This window comes from Afifella sp. YEN Y35, from assembly GCF_047553465.1.
Classification (GTDB): domain Bacteria; phylum Pseudomonadota; class Alphaproteobacteria; order Rhizobiales; family Afifellaceae; genus Afifella; species Afifella aestuarii.
The window spans coordinates 3,777,446-3,793,605 of record NZ_CP180203.1 but is presented as its reverse complement, the minus strand read 5'-3'; the positions used below and the strand labels follow the sequence as shown (position 1 = coordinate 3,793,605).

17 protein-coding genes and 1 pseudogene are annotated in these 16,160 nt (G+C 65.6%); 8 read left to right on the top strand and 10 right to left on the bottom strand.

All coding sequences use genetic code 11. The features are described from left to right. The first annotated feature begins 58 nt into the window (after positions 1-58). Positions 59-805 (top strand): bifunctional 2-polyprenyl-6-hydroxyphenol methylase/3-demethylubiquinol 3-O-methyltransferase UbiG, encoded by a 747-nt coding sequence (gene ubiG / locus ACK8CP_RS17985; protein WP_234629406.1) that lies wholly within the window; start codon positions 59-61, stop codon positions 803-805. A gap of 93 nt (positions 806-898) precedes the next feature. Then, the gene (locus ACK8CP_RS17980; protein ID WP_414834296.1) at positions 899-1,471 is read left to right on the top strand and encodes a YjbE family putative metal transport protein; all 573 of its coding nucleotides are present in this window, start codon (positions 899-901) and stop codon (positions 1,469-1,471) included. A gap of 22 nt (positions 1,472-1,493) precedes the next feature. On the opposite strand, the pseudogene trhA reads toward ACK8CP_RS17980, so the two are convergent. After that, positions 1,494-2,140: pseudogene (trhA, locus tag ACK8CP_RS17975) on the bottom strand (PAQR family membrane homeostasis protein TrhA). Positions 2,141-2,384: 244 nt separating this feature from the next. Between trhA and ACK8CP_RS17970 the strand changes: the two are divergent. The 3 genes from ACK8CP_RS17970 to ACK8CP_RS17960 all read left to right on the top strand — a co-directional run bounded on the left by ACK8CP_RS17970 (position 2,385) and on the right by ACK8CP_RS17960 (position 4,270). After that, positions 2,385-3,080 carry a DUF1236 domain-containing protein gene (locus tag ACK8CP_RS17970; protein ID WP_092814449.1) on the top strand — a complete coding sequence of 232 codons (696 nt, stop codon included), beginning with the start codon at positions 2,385-2,387 and terminating at the stop codon, positions 3,078-3,080. A gap of 214 nt (positions 3,081-3,294) precedes the next feature. Then, positions 3,295-3,717, top strand: coding sequence for an antitoxin Xre/MbcA/ParS toxin-binding domain-containing protein (locus ACK8CP_RS17965; protein ID WP_414832727.1), 423 nt, complete (start codon positions 3,295-3,297; stop codon positions 3,715-3,717). Between the two features lie 22 nt (positions 3,718-3,739). Further along, positions 3,740-4,270, top strand: a complete 531-nt coding sequence (locus ACK8CP_RS17960) for an RES family NAD+ phosphorylase (protein ID WP_414832726.1) — start codon at positions 3,740-3,742, stop codon at positions 4,268-4,270. Positions 4,271-4,330: 60 nt separating this feature from the next. Here the strand turns inward: ACK8CP_RS17960 and ACK8CP_RS17955 are convergent, their stop codons facing one another. The 5 genes from ACK8CP_RS17955 to ACK8CP_RS17935 all read right to left on the bottom strand — a co-directional run bounded on the left by ACK8CP_RS17955 (position 4,331) and on the right by ACK8CP_RS17935 (position 7,879). Further along, positions 4,331-5,182: a cation diffusion facilitator family transporter gene (locus ACK8CP_RS17955; protein WP_234629135.1), complete on the bottom strand. Its 852-nt coding sequence runs from the start codon at positions 5,180-5,182 to the stop codon at positions 4,331-4,333. Between the two features lie 188 nt (positions 5,183-5,370). Further along, a complete protein-coding gene (locus ACK8CP_RS17950; protein WP_414832725.1) occupies positions 5,371-5,859 on the bottom strand; it encodes a DUF1178 family protein in 489 nt (162 codons plus the stop codon). Then, positions 5,856-6,731 carry a carbon-nitrogen hydrolase family protein gene (locus tag ACK8CP_RS17945; RefSeq protein WP_414832724.1) on the bottom strand — a complete coding sequence of 292 codons (876 nt, stop codon included), beginning with the start codon at positions 6,729-6,731 and terminating at the stop codon, positions 5,856-5,858. Before ACK8CP_RS17945 ends, ACK8CP_RS17950 begins: the two co-directional genes overlap by 4 nt. Beyond that, the gene (gene grxC / locus ACK8CP_RS17940; protein ID WP_414832723.1) at positions 6,728-6,997 is read right to left on the bottom strand and encodes a glutaredoxin 3; all 270 of its coding nucleotides are present in this window, start codon (positions 6,995-6,997) and stop codon (positions 6,728-6,730) included. Before grxC ends, ACK8CP_RS17945 begins: the two co-directional genes overlap by 4 nt. Positions 6,998-7,087: 90 nt before the next feature. Beyond that, positions 7,088-7,879 carry a ComF family protein gene (locus ACK8CP_RS17935; protein WP_414832722.1) on the bottom strand — a complete coding sequence of 264 codons (792 nt, stop codon included), beginning with the start codon at positions 7,877-7,879 and terminating at the stop codon, positions 7,088-7,090. A 51-nt stretch (positions 7,880-7,930) separates the two neighbouring features. Here ACK8CP_RS17935 and ACK8CP_RS17930 point away from each other — a divergent pair, with 51 nt between their 5' ends. Then, entirely contained in the window at positions 7,931-8,812 is an 882-nt protein-coding gene (locus ACK8CP_RS17930) for a methyltransferase domain-containing protein (protein WP_414832721.1), read from the top strand. Positions 8,813-8,874: 62 nt separating this feature from the next. Here the strand turns inward: ACK8CP_RS17930 and ACK8CP_RS17925 are convergent, their stop codons facing one another. From ACK8CP_RS17925 to ACK8CP_RS17910, 4 genes are read right to left on the bottom strand one after another with little or no spacing between them, the layout of a single operon-like run. Next, complete coding sequence (locus ACK8CP_RS17925; protein WP_234629140.1) at positions 8,875-9,078, bottom strand: Flp family type IVb pilin; 204 nt, start codon at positions 9,076-9,078, stop codon at positions 8,875-8,877. Between the two features lie 5 nt (positions 9,079-9,083). After that, positions 9,084-9,482 (bottom strand): 8-oxo-dGTP diphosphatase MutT, encoded by a 399-nt coding sequence (gene mutT, locus ACK8CP_RS17920; protein WP_128290911.1) that lies wholly within the window; start codon positions 9,480-9,482, stop codon positions 9,084-9,086. An 11-nt stretch (positions 9,483-9,493) separates the two neighbouring features. After that, on the bottom strand, positions 9,494-10,720 hold the full coding sequence (gene argJ / locus ACK8CP_RS17915; RefSeq protein ID WP_414832720.1) for a bifunctional glutamate N-acetyltransferase/amino-acid acetyltransferase ArgJ: 1,227 nt from the start codon (positions 10,718-10,720) through the stop codon (positions 9,494-9,496). Between the two features lie 2 nt (positions 10,721-10,722). Next, positions 10,723-11,661, bottom strand: coding sequence for a peptidylprolyl isomerase (locus ACK8CP_RS17910; RefSeq protein ID WP_414832719.1), 939 nt, complete (start codon positions 11,659-11,661; stop codon positions 10,723-10,725). A gap of 213 nt (positions 11,662-11,874) precedes the next feature. Between ACK8CP_RS17910 and secA the strand changes: the two genes are divergently transcribed. After that, a complete protein-coding gene (gene secA, locus ACK8CP_RS17905; protein ID WP_414832718.1) occupies positions 11,875-14,661 on the top strand; it encodes a preprotein translocase subunit SecA in 2,787 nt (928 codons plus the stop codon). A gap of 136 nt (positions 14,662-14,797) precedes the next feature. Beyond that, positions 14,798-16,147 (top strand): adenylate/guanylate cyclase domain-containing protein, encoded by a 1,350-nt coding sequence (locus ACK8CP_RS17900; protein WP_414832717.1) that lies wholly within the window; start codon positions 14,798-14,800, stop codon positions 16,145-16,147. Positions 16,148-16,160: the final 13 nt, after the last annotated feature.

Genomic DNA, 16,160 nt, shown 5'->3' with positions numbered 1-16,160 from the left:
GAGGCTTGACTTCCGACCCGTTCGCCACCTCTTCTCCGCACGCGCCCAAGCGGAGGACATCATGCAGGCCGGCTCATCCACCATCGATCCCAAGGAAGTCGCCAAATTCGAGCAGAGCGCTCAGGATTGGTGGGGCGGCATCAAGAACAGCCCGCTGCATAAGCTCAATCCGGTGCGGCTCGATTATATCGTGCGCCATGTCTGCGAGCAGTTCGACCGCGACCCGCGCGCCCCGAAACCGTTTTCGGGGCTCGACATCGTCGATGTCGGCTGCGGCGGCGGGCTTCTCGCCGAACCGATGGCGCGTCTCGGCGCCAAAGTGACGGGCATCGATCCCTCCCCCGCCAACATCGAAGTCTCGACCGGCCACGCCGCCGAAAGCGGCCTCGTCATCGATTATCGCTGTGCGGCGGCGGAGGATCTCGCCGCCGAACGCGCCCTCTTCGATGTCGTCCTGTCGATGGAAGTGGTGGAGCACGTCACCGATGTGGAGGCCTATATCGCGGCCGCCGCAGCGCTCGTGAAGCCGGGCGGCCTCATGTTCCTCGCCACCTTGAACCGCACCATGAAATCCTTCGCGCTCGCCATCGTGGGCGTCGAATATGTGCTCGGCTGGCTGCCCCGCGGCACGCATGAGCACCATCGTTTCGTCAAGCCGCGCGAATTGGCCGACGCCTTGATGGCGGGAGGTCTCACGATCAAGGACGAGACCGGCGTCGTCTACAACCCGCTGACGGACAGAATGCGCCTGTCACGGGACATGGATGTGAACTATATGATGCTGGCAGAGCGGCCGGCACGCTGAGCGTCGACAGCCCGCACGTTTGAGCCTTTTCTTTTCGAACCTGCCAGTCACGTGATCACCAGCGCCGAGATCTGGTCGTTTCTGACCGTCGTCATGATCGACGTCGTGCTTGCCGGCGACAATGCCGTCGTCGTCGGCATGGCGGCGGCGGCGCTGCCGGCGAAGCAGCGCACCAAAGTCATTGCGATCGGCATCGCCGCGGCGACCGTCATGCGCATCGCCTTTGCGCTCGTGGCCGTCGAACTTTTGGAGATCATCGGCCTGTTGCTGGCCGGCGGCATCCTGCTTCTCTGGGTGTCGTGGAAGCTGTGGCGGGAACTCGAGGCCGATCGCAGGGCCTGCCACGAGAGCGGGCATCACGCCGCATCCATCGAAAACCCGCAGCCCAAATCCATGGCTCAGGCGGTCTTTCAGATCATTCTGGCGGATCTGTCGATGTCGCTCGACAACGTTCTCGCCGTCGCCGGGGCCGCGCACCAGCACCCCTGGGTGCTCGCCTCGGGCCTCGTTTTGTCGGTCGCGCTGATGGGCGTCGCGGCAAGCCTCATCGCCGACCTCCTGCACAAGCAGCGCTGGATCGCTTACGTCGGTCTTCTGATCATCGTCTATGTGGCCGGCCACATGATCTGGGAAGGCGTCGAAGAGATCGCCACGGTCGTCGCCTGAGAGCCCGCAGCGACCTGGCCGCTCACGCCGCCGCGCTCTTCAACACGGCGACGAAATGGATCGAAGCGGCCGCCACCACGAAGGCGTGCCAGATGGCGTTCTGGAACAGAAGCCGCTCCCAGACGTGAAAGATGACGCCCGCCGAATAGACGAGACGATGCCGCCGCCGATCACGAGCCAGACGACGGACGACGACAGCGCCTCCGTCAAAGGTCCGTAGGCGACGATGCCCGACCAGCCGAGGCCGAGATAGGCGACGAGCGCGACGCGATCGAAACGGTGCGGCACGAACAGTTTCCCGAAGACGCCCGCCGCCGCCACGCTCCACACGAAGGCGAGAAGCCACCAGGTTTCGCTCACCGCCATGAAGGGCGTGTAGGTGCCGGCGATCAGAAGGAAGATCGCCGAATGGTCGAGCCCCCTCAAGACGGCCTTCACGCTCCCCGCCGGCCACAGATTGTAGGCGGCCGAAATCCCGAGCGAGAGAACGAGCGTCCCGAGATAGACGCCCACCGCCGCCATTTCCCCGGCGGGCACGCGTCCGCTCAGGGCGAGCGGCACGGCGATCGCGGCTGCGATCGCCAGCGACAGGCCGAGCCCATGCACGATCCCGTCCGCCCACAATTCCGCCGGCGAATATTTGAACCGTGGTCCCGCCGCTCTGCGCATTCTGCCTCCTGTTCGCGACGCCGCCTGTCGCGATGGTTCGTCATCGTGGCTGATCATTGCGGCGCGTCGTTCGCTTTCGAGAATCACTTAGCGGGCACGACTGCGGCAGCAAGGCGCCTGCCGAACACGCTTGCGTCAGCGACTGTTGCGCACCCGCCACAGACTGGAGCGGTTTCGCGCAACGTGCCGGAACCGCTTCTCCCGCCTTCAGGTTGTAGCGCCATCAATCTGAACGGAGACGATCATGCGATTTGCCAAAAACGCGACGCTCGCAGCGGCCGCTCTTGCAGCGCTCTCGACCACCGCCCTCGCCCAGAGCGCGGCAACCGCCACCACCGACCTCAACATCCGCTCGGGCCCCGGGCCGGAATATCCGATCGTCGGCTACATTCCGGGCGAGGACGAGGTCACCGTGAACGGCTGCCTCCAGGGCAGCAAATGGTGCACCGTCACCCATGAAGGCACGCAAGGCTGGGCCTATTCCGATTATCTGACCGCACCGATCAGCGGCTCGCCCGTCGTCATGACCGACCATTACGCCGATGCCGGCGTGCCCGTGACCACCTACGAGCCTTCGGGCGCCGAAACCGGCGGCACGGCGGGCGGCGCGACCGGCATGGTCGGCGGCGCCGTCGCCGGCGCCTTGATCGGCGGCCCGGTGGGTGCGGCGGCGGGCGCCGCGATCGGCGGGGCTGCCGGAACGGTCGGCGGCTCTGCGGCCGGCGCCATCATCGACCCGCCGGAGACCGTCACCACCTATGTGCAGACGAACCCGGTGCAGCCCGTCTATCTCGACGGCGAAGTCGTGGTCGGCGCCGGCGTGCCCGAAACCGTCACGCTGACGCCGATCCCGGATTACGACTACGAATACGCCTATGTGAACGGCCAGCCGGTCCTCGTCGAACCGGGCAGCCACCGCATCGTCTACGTCGTCCGCTGATCCCGCAGGAGAAGGCCCGGGACCCGGGTCTTCTCACCCCCCCCAGCGGGCCTCCCCCCGGCCCGCAAAGACCCAGCCCAGAGACCCGCCCGCGTGGCGGGTCTTTCTGTGCGGCGCTCCTGAAATGCAGACACCTGGCAAGATTGCGCGATCTATGCCATATTGAATGGCATGTTGAGCGGACGTTTTGTCCGCGAAAACGCAGGAGCCTCAGATGACCTCGCAACCGGCAGCGAGCCTTCCGTCCAGGCGCCCGGCGCCGGGCACGCCCTTAGAGGGTGCCGGTCTCGTGGCGGCTTTTGTCGACGAGAAGGGCGGCATCGCGCTCGACGGCGTCGCGGAGCATTTCGGCATGTCGAAAACGCAGCTCGCCGAAACCATCGGCGTCAAGCGCGATACGCTCTACCGCGCCTCCCGTCTCACGGCGCCGAAGACGCAGGCACGAGCCTTGGAAATGCTGGAAATTCTGGGCCGTATCGCCGGCTGGGCAGGCGGCGAGAGACAGGCCATGGCCTGGTACCGCGCCGAGCCGATCCCGGCCTTCGGCGACCGCACCGCGGAAGCTCTGGTGAAAGACGGCAAGGCCGCAGCCGTCCGCGATTATCTCGACCATATCGCGCTCGGCGGCTTCGCCTGAGCCACCTCACGCGGAGGAAACGATGCGCTGGCAGGGGATCGCCTACCGCGCCCATGATCCGCGCTTTGCCTTCGCGCCGACATCCGGCGAAGGCGCCGCCGCCAAGGGCGGCCGCTTCAATCCGGTCGGCACCCCGGCGCTCTATCTCGCGCTTACCCTCGAAGGCATGTTCGTCGAGATGGGCCACGGTTTCGGCCACCGCCTCGAGCCGCTGACGGTCTGCTCTTACGACATCGATGTCGACGATCTCGTCGATCTGCGCGACGAGCGATCGCGGGGCCAGGCCGGCGTGACATTGTCCGAGATGGCCTCGCCTTGGGCCCTCGATCGGGCGGAAGGCCGCATTCCCGCCTCCTGGCGTCTGTCGCGCCGTCTCGTCGATGAAGGTGCCGCCGGCATTCTCGTCCCGTCCTTCGCACGCGGCGCACGGTCCGACATGGCCAATCTGGTCTTGTGGCGCTGGGGCCCGGACCGGCCGCACAAAGTGACCGTCCACGACCCGTCCGGCCGCCTCCCGAAAGACATCTCGTCCTGGAGCGCCGACGAGAGCTGAGGCTGCCATTCGCTGGCCAGCCCCGCACCGCGGACTGACGCACGCCCCCCCCGAACGAACCTAAGACGCGCGCTTCATCGCCTCGTCGGCGCAATGCAGGCCTTCCACCTCGATCGTCGCATGATCGATGTCGAAGCGCTCGGCGATGCGCGCCTTGATCGCCCGCACGGTGATATCGGTCGCCACCCCGTCGGCCAGCCGCGCATGCAGTGTCACCATCGGCCGCTCCTCGCTGATCGCCCAGGCATGCACGTGATGCACGTTGAGGACGCCTTCGACCGATTGCGGCAGATCGCGCTCGATCTCGCGCACATCGACGCCCGCCGGCGCGCCTTCGAGCAGGATATGCCCCGCCTGGCTCGTCACATACCAGGCGCTGCGCAGGATCAGGAGGCAGACGAGAAGCGACAGAAGCGGATCGATCGGCATCCATCCCGTCATCAGGATGACAATCGCAGCGATGATCGCGGCGACGGAGCCCAACAGATCCCCGAGCACATGCAGGATGGCGCCGCGCATGTTGAGGTTCTGCTCCTCGGAGCTGTGCAGCACGAAGAAGACGGCAATGTTGATGATGAGGCCGAGGACGGCGATCACCAGCATCGGCGTGCCCATCACCTCGACCGGCGCATTGAAGCGCCGCACCGCCTCCACGATGATCCACACGCAGATGGCGAGAAGCGCGATGCCGTTGACGAAGGCGATCAGAACCTGAAAGCGGTCGAAGCCATAAGTGCGCTTCCAATCCGCCGGGCGCCGCGCGATGCGAAAGGCGAACCAGGCGAGCGACAAGGACGCGAAATCGGTGAGCATGTGGCCGGCATCGGCGAGAAGGGCGAGCGAGCCGGAGAGAAAACCGCCGATCGCTTCGGCGAGCATGAACGAGCCGGTGAGCGCGGCGGCGATCGCCATGCGCTTTTCGTTGCCGCCCGCCCCGTGCGCATGCGCATGGCCGTGAGCATGGGAATGCCCGTGCGCGTGATCATGGCCATGATGATGATCGTGATGTCCGCCGATGGGAGCCTCCCGTGCCAATCCCCGCCGGTTTAGAAAACTCGACGGAAAAGGTCTAGATTGCTTTCACGCGGGACGGGCGCGGCCTAGTTGAAATCTTCCGGCAGGACCGGCAGCGGCTGGAACTCGATGCCCTCGTCCTTGAGCTCTTTGATCTCTTCGCGGCTCGCCTCGCCATAGATGCCGCGCGGATCGCTTTCCTTGTAATGGATGCGGCGCGCCTCTTCGGCGAAGCGGTTGCCGACGTAATCGGCATGCGCCTGAACATATTTGCGCACCTCGCGCATCGCCTCCAGAAGCGGCGCCGGCACGGTGGTCGCCACCTGCTGCCCCTTGCCGCCGCCGGCCGCGACAGGCGCATCCGCCGAACCCTGCTCGGGGGCAACGGCGTGGACCGGCTCGCGCTCGCGCCCGCCCGCGATCGCCGGCGCCATCAAGGCGCGTTCGACGGACGCCGAGCCGCAATGCGGACAGGAGAGCAGCCCGGCCTCCTGCTGCTCTTCGAAGGCTTTCGAGCTTGCAAACCAGGCGTCGAAGCCGTGGCCCTCGTCACAACGCAAATCGTAATGGATCATGATGCCGACCTCATCGGCGGCGCGACGGATGGCGCAAGGGATGGCCCGACTGAGGGCTGCGTGAAATTACGCTCGTTGGCGAGCGAGGGAATGCGGCCTCTGGCCTCTGCCGATTGCGCCGTGTCGATGTCGGCGAGGATCACCTCTTCGCCGTCCCCGCCCGCCTCAGACAGAACCTCGCCCCAGGGCGAGACGATGATGGAATGCCCAAAAGTCTCCCGGCCGTCGCGATGGGTCCCCGCCTGGGCGGCGGACATCATGAAGGCACCGTTCTCGATCGCCCGCGCGCGCTGAAGAACATGCCAATGCGCCTCGCCGGTCTTGCGGGTGAAGGCGGCCGGCGCCGTCAACACGTCCGCCCCCGCCTTGGCGAGCGCCCGGTAGAGCTGCGGAAAACGCACGTCGTAGCAGATCGAGACGCCGAGCGTGGCGAAGGCGAGCGGCACGAGCACCGCCTCGCCGCCCGCCGTATAGGTCGCCGATTCCCGCCAGCTCTCGCCGCCCGGCAGATCGACATCGAAGAGATGGATCTTGTCGTAGCGCGCCAGAATGGCGCCGTCCGGTCCCACCACGAAGCCGCGGTTGGCGATCTTCCCGTCCTGACTTTTCAGGGCGAGCGAGCCGACATGAAAGACGATGCCGAGCTCAGAGGCGAGCGCCCGGCAGGCGGCAAGCGTCGGATCGTCCGCTTCCGTCGTGATCGCCGCAAACAGCTTCTCGCGGTCGCGCTCGATGATGTTGCTCATCTCCGGCGTCTGCACGTAATCCGCCCCCGCCTCGGCGGCGCGGCGCGCCAGCCGTTCGATCGTGGCGATATTGTCGGCAACGACATTCGTGGCATTGAGCTGCAGACAGGCTGCCTTGAAACTCACGACCCGGCCTCCTCGCCCGCCAGCATGGGCTCCAGCCGCCCCTGCCGGTCGAGCGCATAAAGATCGTCGCAGCCGCCGACATGCCGGCTGCCGATGAAGATCTGCGGAAACGTCTGGCGTTTCGAGCGCGCCATCATCTCGGCCCGCTTGTCGGGCTCGAAGGTGGCGTCGATCTCTTCGTAATCCGCGCCCTTCTCCTGAAGCAGGCGGATCGCCGAGCTGCAGAAGCCGCAAAACTGCCGGGTATAAATGGTGACTTTGGCCATGAATGCTCCAAGCGTTGCCCCAGATATAGCCTCACGGAAAACTTCCGCAACAGAACCATCGGCTTAACGCCGCGCACCAGGATCGGAGCCTCACCCGAGCGGGACGACGCCGGCGCGCGCGAAGGTGACGACGTCGACCTCCTGCGCCCCCGCCTTGAGAAGCGCCTTCGTTGCCGCCTTCACCGTCGCGCCCGAGGTGTAGACATCGTCGACGAGAAGGATGCGATGGCCGGCGACGACGCCTCTTTGCGCGTCGCGCACCTTGAAGGCGCCGCGCAGATTGGCCTGCCGCTCCTTTTGCGACAGACCGACCTGCTGCCGCGTGCGCCGGCTGCGGATGAGCGCCCGCGGCACGAAACGGAGGCCGAGCTCCTCGGCGATGCCTTTGGCGAGCACGGCCGATTGATTGAAACGCCGCTGCCACAGACGCGAGCGGTGGAGCGGCACCGGCACCACGAGCGTGCCCTCGCGGACGAGGCCTCTCGCAGGCCGCAAAGTCAGCGCGATGAGCGTGCGGGCGACGGCCGCCTGATCGTAATATTTGAACTGATGCACGAGGCTGCGCGCCGTCTCGTCGAAGAGGACGGCCGACCGCGCCCGCGAAAACGGCGGCGGATCGGCAATTGCCTGCGCCGACAAAATCCCGTCTCCGAGATCGGCGGCGAAGGGAATGCCGAGCACCGGGCAGAACGGCTCTTCGATGAAGCGCAGCTTCGCCCAGCATTGCGGGCACAAGAGATCATGCGCGCCGACGGCCCGCCGGCACACTGGGCAGAGCGGCGGCAGAAGCAGGTCCGCGACCTGTCTCGCCCCCGCTTTGACGATATCGCGGACGCCGCTCCTGGCGCGGACCGGCTCCGATCCCGCCGCACGAAGAGACATGTCCCGTCGCATTGCGCTTCACCATCGCGCGTCTTGCGCTAGAACCCGAGCATGACCGCTCCCCCGATCCTCGACAAGCATCTCCTTCGCCGCCGCGAAGAGCGCGCCGCCCCCGCACCGGAGGGCATCGATTTCCTGATGCAACGGGCGATCGACGAAGTCGCCGTGCGCCTTGCCATGGTGGAGCGCCGTTTCGAACGAGCGGTCGCCGCCTTCGGCCGGGGCCCCGCACTTGCAGAGGCCCTTCTGGCGAGCGGCAAGGTGGATCAAATCCTGTCCCTGGAGCAGAGCCTTGCTGCGGCCAGATTGCACCCCGGCCAGGTCGCCGTCACCGACGACGAGGCGCTGCCGCTGGCGCCCGAAAGCGTCAATCTCTTCGCCTCCGTCCTCAGCCTTCACAACGCCAACGATCTGCCGGGCGCCCTCATTCAGATCCGCCGCGCCTTGCAGCCCGACGGTCTCTGCCTCGCCGTCTTTCCGGGCGGCGGGACGCTCGCCGAACTGCGCCACGCCTTCATGCACGCGGAAGCCGAGATGATGGGCGGCGTCAGCCCCCGCGTCATGCCTTTTGCCGATATCCGGGATGTCGGCGCGCTCCTGCAGCGGGCCGGCTTTGCCCTGCCGGTCGTCGACCGCGAAGTGGTGACCGTGCGCTACCGCGAGCCCTTGACGCTGATGGCGGAGCTGAAGGCGATGGGGGCCTCCAATGTGCTGTCTGAACGCGCCCGCAAACCGGTGACGCGGGCGCTCATCGCCCGTGCGGCGGAAGCCTACCGCGAACTCTACGGCGATGGAGAAGGACGGGTGCCGGCGACGTTCGAGCTTTACGCCGTGTCCGGCTGGGCGCCGCATGAAAGCCAGCAGAAGCCTGCGAAACGCGGCTCGGCGCAGGTGAGTCTTGCCCACCTTCTGGAAGAGAAGAACCGGAAATGAGCGGCCGCGCCTGAATGGGTCGGGAATGGGTGGGCCGGAGTGGGTCGGCCGAGAGGCGCGCTCTAGCCCCAGCCCATCTCGGCGAAATGCTCCGCGATTCCGTCGTAAAGGGCCGTCAGCGCGGGAATGAAGACGCTGAAGCCCGCCAGGAGGGCAATGGTAACCAGCGAGCCGATGAGGGCGTATTCGATCGCGGTCGCGCCGGATTCGTCACGACGGAGCGAGGTCCAAGCCAAAGCGAGTTCGCGCAGGCGCGATCTCAACATGTCGATCACAACAGATCGAGCAGATGGGAAATCAGCGGTTCGTCAGCTGGCGGCATGGCAAACTCTCTCATCTTTTGCGGCCGGACCCAGCGCAGTTCCTGTCCTTCGAGAGCCTGCGCCACGCCAGACCAGCGTCGGCAGACGTAGAGTGGCATCAGCAAATGAAGATTTGGATAAGCATGGCTGGCGAACGTCAGCGGCGCCAGACAGGCTTCCTGCACATCGATCCCGAGTTCCTCGCGCAATTCCCGGATGAGAGCAGCTTCGGGACTTTCGCTTGCCTCGACCTTGCCGCCGGGAAACTCCCACATGCCGCCGAACTCCTTATGGTCCGGGCGGCGGGCCAGAAGCACGCGCCCGTCGGGATCGACAAGCGCCACGGCGACGACGAGGAGAAGCTTCATCGCGGCCTCGTTCAGCTGCGATAATCGCCGTTGATGGCGACATATTCCTTGGTGAGATCGCAGGTCCAGACGGTCGCCTGGCCGGTTCCGAGACCGAGATCGACCTTCACCGCAAGTTCGTTCCCCGTCATATAGGCGGAGGCCGCCTCTTCCGAGTAATCCGGGTCGCGCGCACCGTCGACGGCGACGCGATGCGGACCGAACCAGATGGCGAGCCGGTCGCGGTCGGCGGGCTCGCCCGCCTTGCCGACGGCCATCACCACCCGCCCCCAATTGGCGTCCTCGCCGGCAACGGCCGTCTTCACCAGGGGTGAATTGGCGATCGAAAGCGCGATCGTCTTCGCCGACGCATCGGTTTCGGCGCCCGTCACGGCGACTTCGAGGAATTTGCGCGCGCCTTCCCCGTCCTTCACCACCTGGAAGGCGAGCTCGCGACAGACCTCGGTCAAAGCCTCCATGAAACTCTGAAAATCGCCACTTCCCGGCACGATCTCCGCACCGGCGGTGCCGGTGGCAAAGGCGAGCAGCGTGTCCGACGTGGAGGTATCGCTGTCGACGGTGATCGCGTTGAAGCTCGTCTTCACGGCCTCCGACAATGCCGTCTGCAAGGCCATCGGCGAAATCTTCGCATCGGTGAAAACGAAGGCGAGCATCGTCGCCATGTCCGGCGCGATCATGCCGGCGCCCTTGGCGATGCCCTGCACGTTCACCGTCCGGCCCCCGATCGTCACCTCTTGATGGGCGAGCTTCGGAAACGTGTCGGTGGTCATGATCGCTTCCGCCGCCTCGCGGAAACGATCGCCGCGCGCCTCTTGAGCGAGCGGGCCGAGATGCTGCCGGAACGGCTCCGGATCGAGCGGCTCGCCGATCACGCCGGTCGAGGCGAGAAAGATGTCTTCCGGCGCGCAGCCGAGGGCGTCGGCGGCCGCCTCTGCGCTCGCCTTCGTCGCGGCCGCGCCCTTGGCGCCGGTAAAAGCGTTGGCATTGCCGGAATTGACGACGAGCCCCGCGGCACGTCCGCGCGGAAGCTGCGCCCGGCACCAATCGACCGGCGCAGACGGGCATTTCGACCGCGTGAAGACACCGGCGACCGTCGCCGGCGGATCGAAGGCGATCAGAAGGAGGTCGGTGCGGCCCTTGTAGCGGATGCCGGCCGCAACCGTCGCAAGCCGAACTCCCTCAAGTTGCGGCAGCTCCGCGAATTCGCGGGGCGCCAGCGGCGAAACGCTTGCGCTCATTCTTACTGGTTCTGCCCCGCATCGGAATCGGAAGGAGCCCCGTCTTCGGCAGCCCCCTCATCGGACCCGGCTTCGGCATCCGCCGCAGGCTCGGCATTCGCCTTGTTGTAGACTTCGATGGTGGTGTCGTCGCGCAGCTTCGTCATCACCTCGTTGAACTTCTGCCGCACCAGAACGCCGCGCAGCTGTTCCTTGATGTCGTCAAGCGGCGGCGGGCTCGACATGCGCTTGTCTTCGAGCTTGATCACGTGCCAGCCGAATTCCGACTTCACCGGCTCCTCGCTGTATTCGCCGGGCTCCAACTCGAACACGGCCTTGTCGAATTCCGGCACCATGCGGCCTTTCGGGAAATAGCCGAGATCGCCACCCTGCGGGCCGCTCGGACCGGTCGACTTTTCCTTGGCGAGCTCGGCGAAATCCTTGCCGGCATCGAGCTCTTTGATGATCTCTTCGGCTTCTTCCTTGGTCGTCACGAGGATGTGGCGGGCATGCACCTCTTCCTCGGGTTTGAAGCCGGAAATCTGCTTGTCGTACTCCGCCTTCACCTCGTCATCGGTGACGGCGTTGACGATCTCCTTCTCCACATACTCGTTCCTGAGCGCGCGGGTCTTCAGGAATTCCAGGCGCTGGTCGAAATCCGGGGTCTTGTCGAGGCCCTTCTCGCGTGCCGCTTCCGCCAGGAGCTCCATGTCGACGAGGACGTCGACGAGAACGGCGCGCCGGCGCGGGCCGGGCACGCGGTCGAGTTCGTCGGAGAAATCGTTCGCCGCTTCCGACAGATCCTTTTCGGTGATGATCGTGTCGCCGACGCGGGCGACGGCATCGGGTGACGGCGCGTCCTGCGCCTGGGCTGACGCCATGAAGGCACCGGTCGCGATGACGAGAGCGGCGAGGGCGCCGCTCGCGCCGCCGATCTTGCACGACGTGTTCCGGATGGTCATGATAGGTCCTCGATCGACATCGGCGCGATGTCTGCGCAAGCGCCGCAGATTGACATGATTCACCTGCGTTCTTATCTCTCCCCCGGCCCGCCGTCCAGAAGCGGGGGCGCCGGCTCGACGGCTTTCAACGCTGATCCCCGCGCCACTTCAGAAGCGATGAGCGGCCTCACGACACGCCGACATCGGTAATTTGCCGACGAAGAGGATGTATTTATGCTGGGCTTGGGCAGTTTGGGCCGCAAGGTCTTTGGCACCCCGTCGGACCGCCGCGTCAAAAAGTATCGTCCCCTCGTCGATCAGATCAATGCGCTCGAGGACGAGACGGCAAGGCTGAGCGACGAAGAGCTCGCCGGCCGCACGCTGGAATTTCGCCAGCAGCTCGAAAACGGCGCCAAAGTCGACGATCTCCTGGTGCCGGCCTTCGCCACCGTGCGCGAGGCGGCCAAGCGCGTTCTCGGCCAGCGCCCCTTCGACGTGCAGCTCATCGGCGGCATGGTTTTGAACGAAGGCGCCATCTCCGAAATGAAGACGGGTGAAGGCAAGACGCTCGTCGCCACCCTGCCGGTCTATTTGAACGCGCTCACCGGCAAGGGCGTCCACGTCGTCACCGTCAACGATTATCTGGCGAGCCGCGACGCGGACTGGATGGGCCGCATCTACCGCTTCCTCGGCCTGTCCGTCGGCGTCATCGTCCACGGCCTGTCGCAGGACGAGCGCCGCCGCGCCTACCGTGCCGACGTCACCTACGGCACCAACAACGAATTCGGCTTCGACTATCTGCGCGACAATATGGAATACGACCTCGGTGCCATGGTGCAGCGCGGGCACCATTACGCCATCGTCGACGAGGTGGATTCCATCCTGATCGACGAGGCGCGCACGCCGCTCATCATTTCCGGTCCCGTGGAAGACAAGTCGGAACTCTATCAGGCGATCGACGCCATCATCCCGCAGCTGAAGCGGGAAGATTACGAAATCGACGAGAAGGTCCGCTCCGCAACGCTCACCGAAGACGGCACCGAGCATGCCGAGCGTCTCCTGGAGGCGGCCGGGCTTCTGAAGGGCGACAACCTCTATGACGTCGAAAACGTCGCCGTCGTCCATCATCTCAACAACGCCTTGAAGGCGCACAAGATCTTCCAGCGCGACAAGGATTACATCGTCAAGAACGGCCAGGTCGTCATCATCGACGAATTCACCGGCCGCATGATGGAAGGCCGGCGCTATTCGGAAGGCCTGCACCAGGCGCTGGAGGCCAAAGAGCACGTCAAGATCCAGCCGGAGAACCAGACGCTCGCCTCCATCACCTTCCAGAATTATTTCCGCCTCTACGAAAAGCTCGCCGGCATGACCGGCACGGCGATGACGGAAGCCGACGAGTTCATGGACATCTACGGCCTCGACGTCGTCGAGGTGCCGACCAATGTCCCGGTCGCCCGCATCGACGAGGACGACCAGGTCTTCCGCACGGTGGAAGAAAAATACGCCGCGATCATCGAGACGATCAAAGATTGCCGCGAGCGCGGTCAGCCGGTTCTCGTCGGCACCACCTCGATCGAAAAGTCGGAGCTTCTGGCGGAGCGCCTCAAGACGGGCGGCATCAAGGACTTCAACATCCTCAACGCCCGCCATCACGAGCAGGAAGCCATCATCATCTCCCAGGCCGGCAAGCCCGGCGCCATCACCATCGCCACCAACATGGCCGGCCGCGGCACCGACATTCAGCTCGGCGGCAATGTCGACATGCGCCTCGCCGCAGAGCTCGGCGAGATGGAGGAAGGGCCGGAGCGCGACGCCAAGACCCAGGCGATCAAGGCCGATCTGGAGCGTCTGAAGCGCGAGGCGCTCGATGCCGGCGGCCTGATGGTGCTCGCCACCGAGCGCCACGAAAGCCGGCGCATCGACAATCAGCTCCGCGGCCGTTCCGGCCGTCAGGGCGACCCCGGCCGTTCGCAATTCTATCTGTCCCTGCAGGACGATCTGATGCGCATCTTCGGCTCCGACCGCATGGACGGGATGCTGACGAAGCTCGGCCTCAAGGAGGGCGAGGCGATCGTCCATCCCTGGATCAACAAGGCCTTGGAGCGGGCGCAGAGCAAGGTCGAGGCGCACAACTTCGACATCCGCAAGAACCTGCTCAAATACGACGACGTCATGAACGACCAGCGCAAGGTCGTGTTCGAGCAGCGCATCGATCTGATGCGCCAGGAGGAGACGGCGGAGACCGTCCGCGACATGCGCCACGAGACGATCGACGAGATCGTCTCCAAGCACATCCCCGAGCGCGCCTATGCCGAGCAATGGGATGTGGAGGGCCTGAAGGCGGAAGTCGCACAGATCCTCGCCCTCGATCTGCCGATCGACGAATGGGCGGCGGAGGAAGGCATCGCCGATGCGGAGATGCGCGAGCGCATCGAAAAGGCCGCCGACGAGCTGATGGCCCGCAAGGCGAGCCGTTTCGGCCCCGAGCTCATGCGCATGGTCGAAAAGCAGATCCTCCTGCGCACGCTCGACCAGCTCTGGCGCGAGCATCTGGCGCAGCTCGATCAGCTCCGCTCGGTCATCGGCTTCCGTGGCTACGGCCAGCGCGACCCGCTGAACGAGTACAAAACCGAAGGCTTCGAGCTCTTCCAGGCGATGCTCTCCGAGCTTCGGCGTGCCGTCACCGCACAGCTCATGCATGTCGAACTCGCCGAGCGCGAGCCGCTTGAAGAGACGCTGCGCCCGCCGGAAGGCATCGCCCATCATGTCGATGCGACCACCGGCGAGGACGAATTCGCCATGGCCGATGGCGGCGGTTCGGAGCGGGCCGGCGCCGGCGCGCTTCCCGTCGGTGCGGGTGCGGTCGCCGCAAGCAGCGCCTATGCCGGCGGCGAAGGCGCAGGCGCGGCCACGATCGACCCGAACGACCCCTCCACCTGGGGCAAGGTCGGGCGCAACTCGCCCTGCCCGTGCGGCTCCGGCAAGAAGTTCAAGCACTGCCACGGCGCGCTCGTCTAAAGAGCCCGGCCCTACAACCAGCGCTCTAGCCGGCCCCCACCTGGCCGGCTAGAATTGTTTTGAGCAACAGCCCAGGATGACATCACCGCTCGTGCCACAGGCGCGAGCGGCTCTCGGTGTCGGCCAAGGATCTTTCATGTCCTCAAGCACACTCGTCGACAGCGTCACCTCCTGGCTGGTCGAGCAGGCCTTTGGCGAGCCAGACCCGACCGAGCTTTTTCAAGGCATGTGCGACCGCATCTTCGGCGTCGGCATCCCGATCGGCCGCGCCATGGTCAATTGGACCACGCTCCACCCGCTCTTTCAGGTGGAGGCGGTCATCTGGCGCGAGGGGCAGGAAGTGGCCTTCGAGCAGATCGCCTACAATCCCGAGCCCGATCATGTCAGCGAGGCGTGGCGGCAAAGCCCTTTCAAGGTGCTTGTGGAGAGCGGCAGCGACGTCTTCCGGCGCGCGCTCCAGGGGCCGGAGAAACTCGTCGATTTTCCTGTCCTGCAGGAATTCGCCGACGAAGGCTTCACCGATTACATCGCCTTTGCGATCGACCTCGCCATCCCCGGCACCGGCTTGGCGAACTCGCGCAGCGGCATCATCGTCTCGTATTGCTGCACGCGCCCGAGTGGCTTTTCGGATGGCGAGATCGCGGCGCTGCAGCGTGTCACCCGCCGCTTCGCCCTTTCCGGCAAGGTGATGATCCTGTCGCGCATGGCCGATACGATCGCCGAAACCTATCTCGGCCATCGCGCCGGCCCGCGCGTGCTCGGCGGCCAGATCCATCGCGGCGACGGCGAGACGGTGCCGGCGATCATCCTCTACAGCGACCTCAGAAATTCGACCGCCTTCGCCGAGCGCATCCCGCGCGCCGATTACATCGACCTGTTGAATTCCTATTTCGATTGCATCGCCGCCTCCATCGAAGAGGAAGGCGGCGACATCCTGAATTTCATCGGCGATGCCGTCATCGCGCTGTTCCCTCTCGATTGCTGGTCGTCGGAGAACGAAGCTGCGCAGGCCGCGAGCCGCGCCATCGAAAAGGGCTGGCAAAGGCTCGCGCTCTTGAACGAGGCCCGAATTGCGGCCGGTGAAGAGCCGCTCGATTACGGCGTCGGTCTGACGCGCGGCAACGTCATGTTCGGCAATATCGGCACGGCCTCGCGCCTGTCGTTTTCGGTGATCGGCCCGATCGTCAATCAGGTTGCGCGCGTTCAGGCGATGACAAAGGTTTTCGGCGTGCCGGCGCTTGCCGTGCAGAAGGTGGCGGACCACGCCCCGGCCCATTGGACGCCCCTCGGCGAACACACGCTCAGAGGCTTTTCGGAGCCCGTGGCGCTCTATGCCTGGGCGGGGCCGACGCCGCACCGCCTCCCCGAGCCGGTCATGGAAACCGGGGATCCGAGCGCACCCCCGAAAAAGCGCGCCCATCGCCCGCGCGAAAGCGCTGCCGAAATGGACTTCCTGGCCAACCGCGCCGTCCGCGCCAAGGGATGAGGTGGCATGCGAG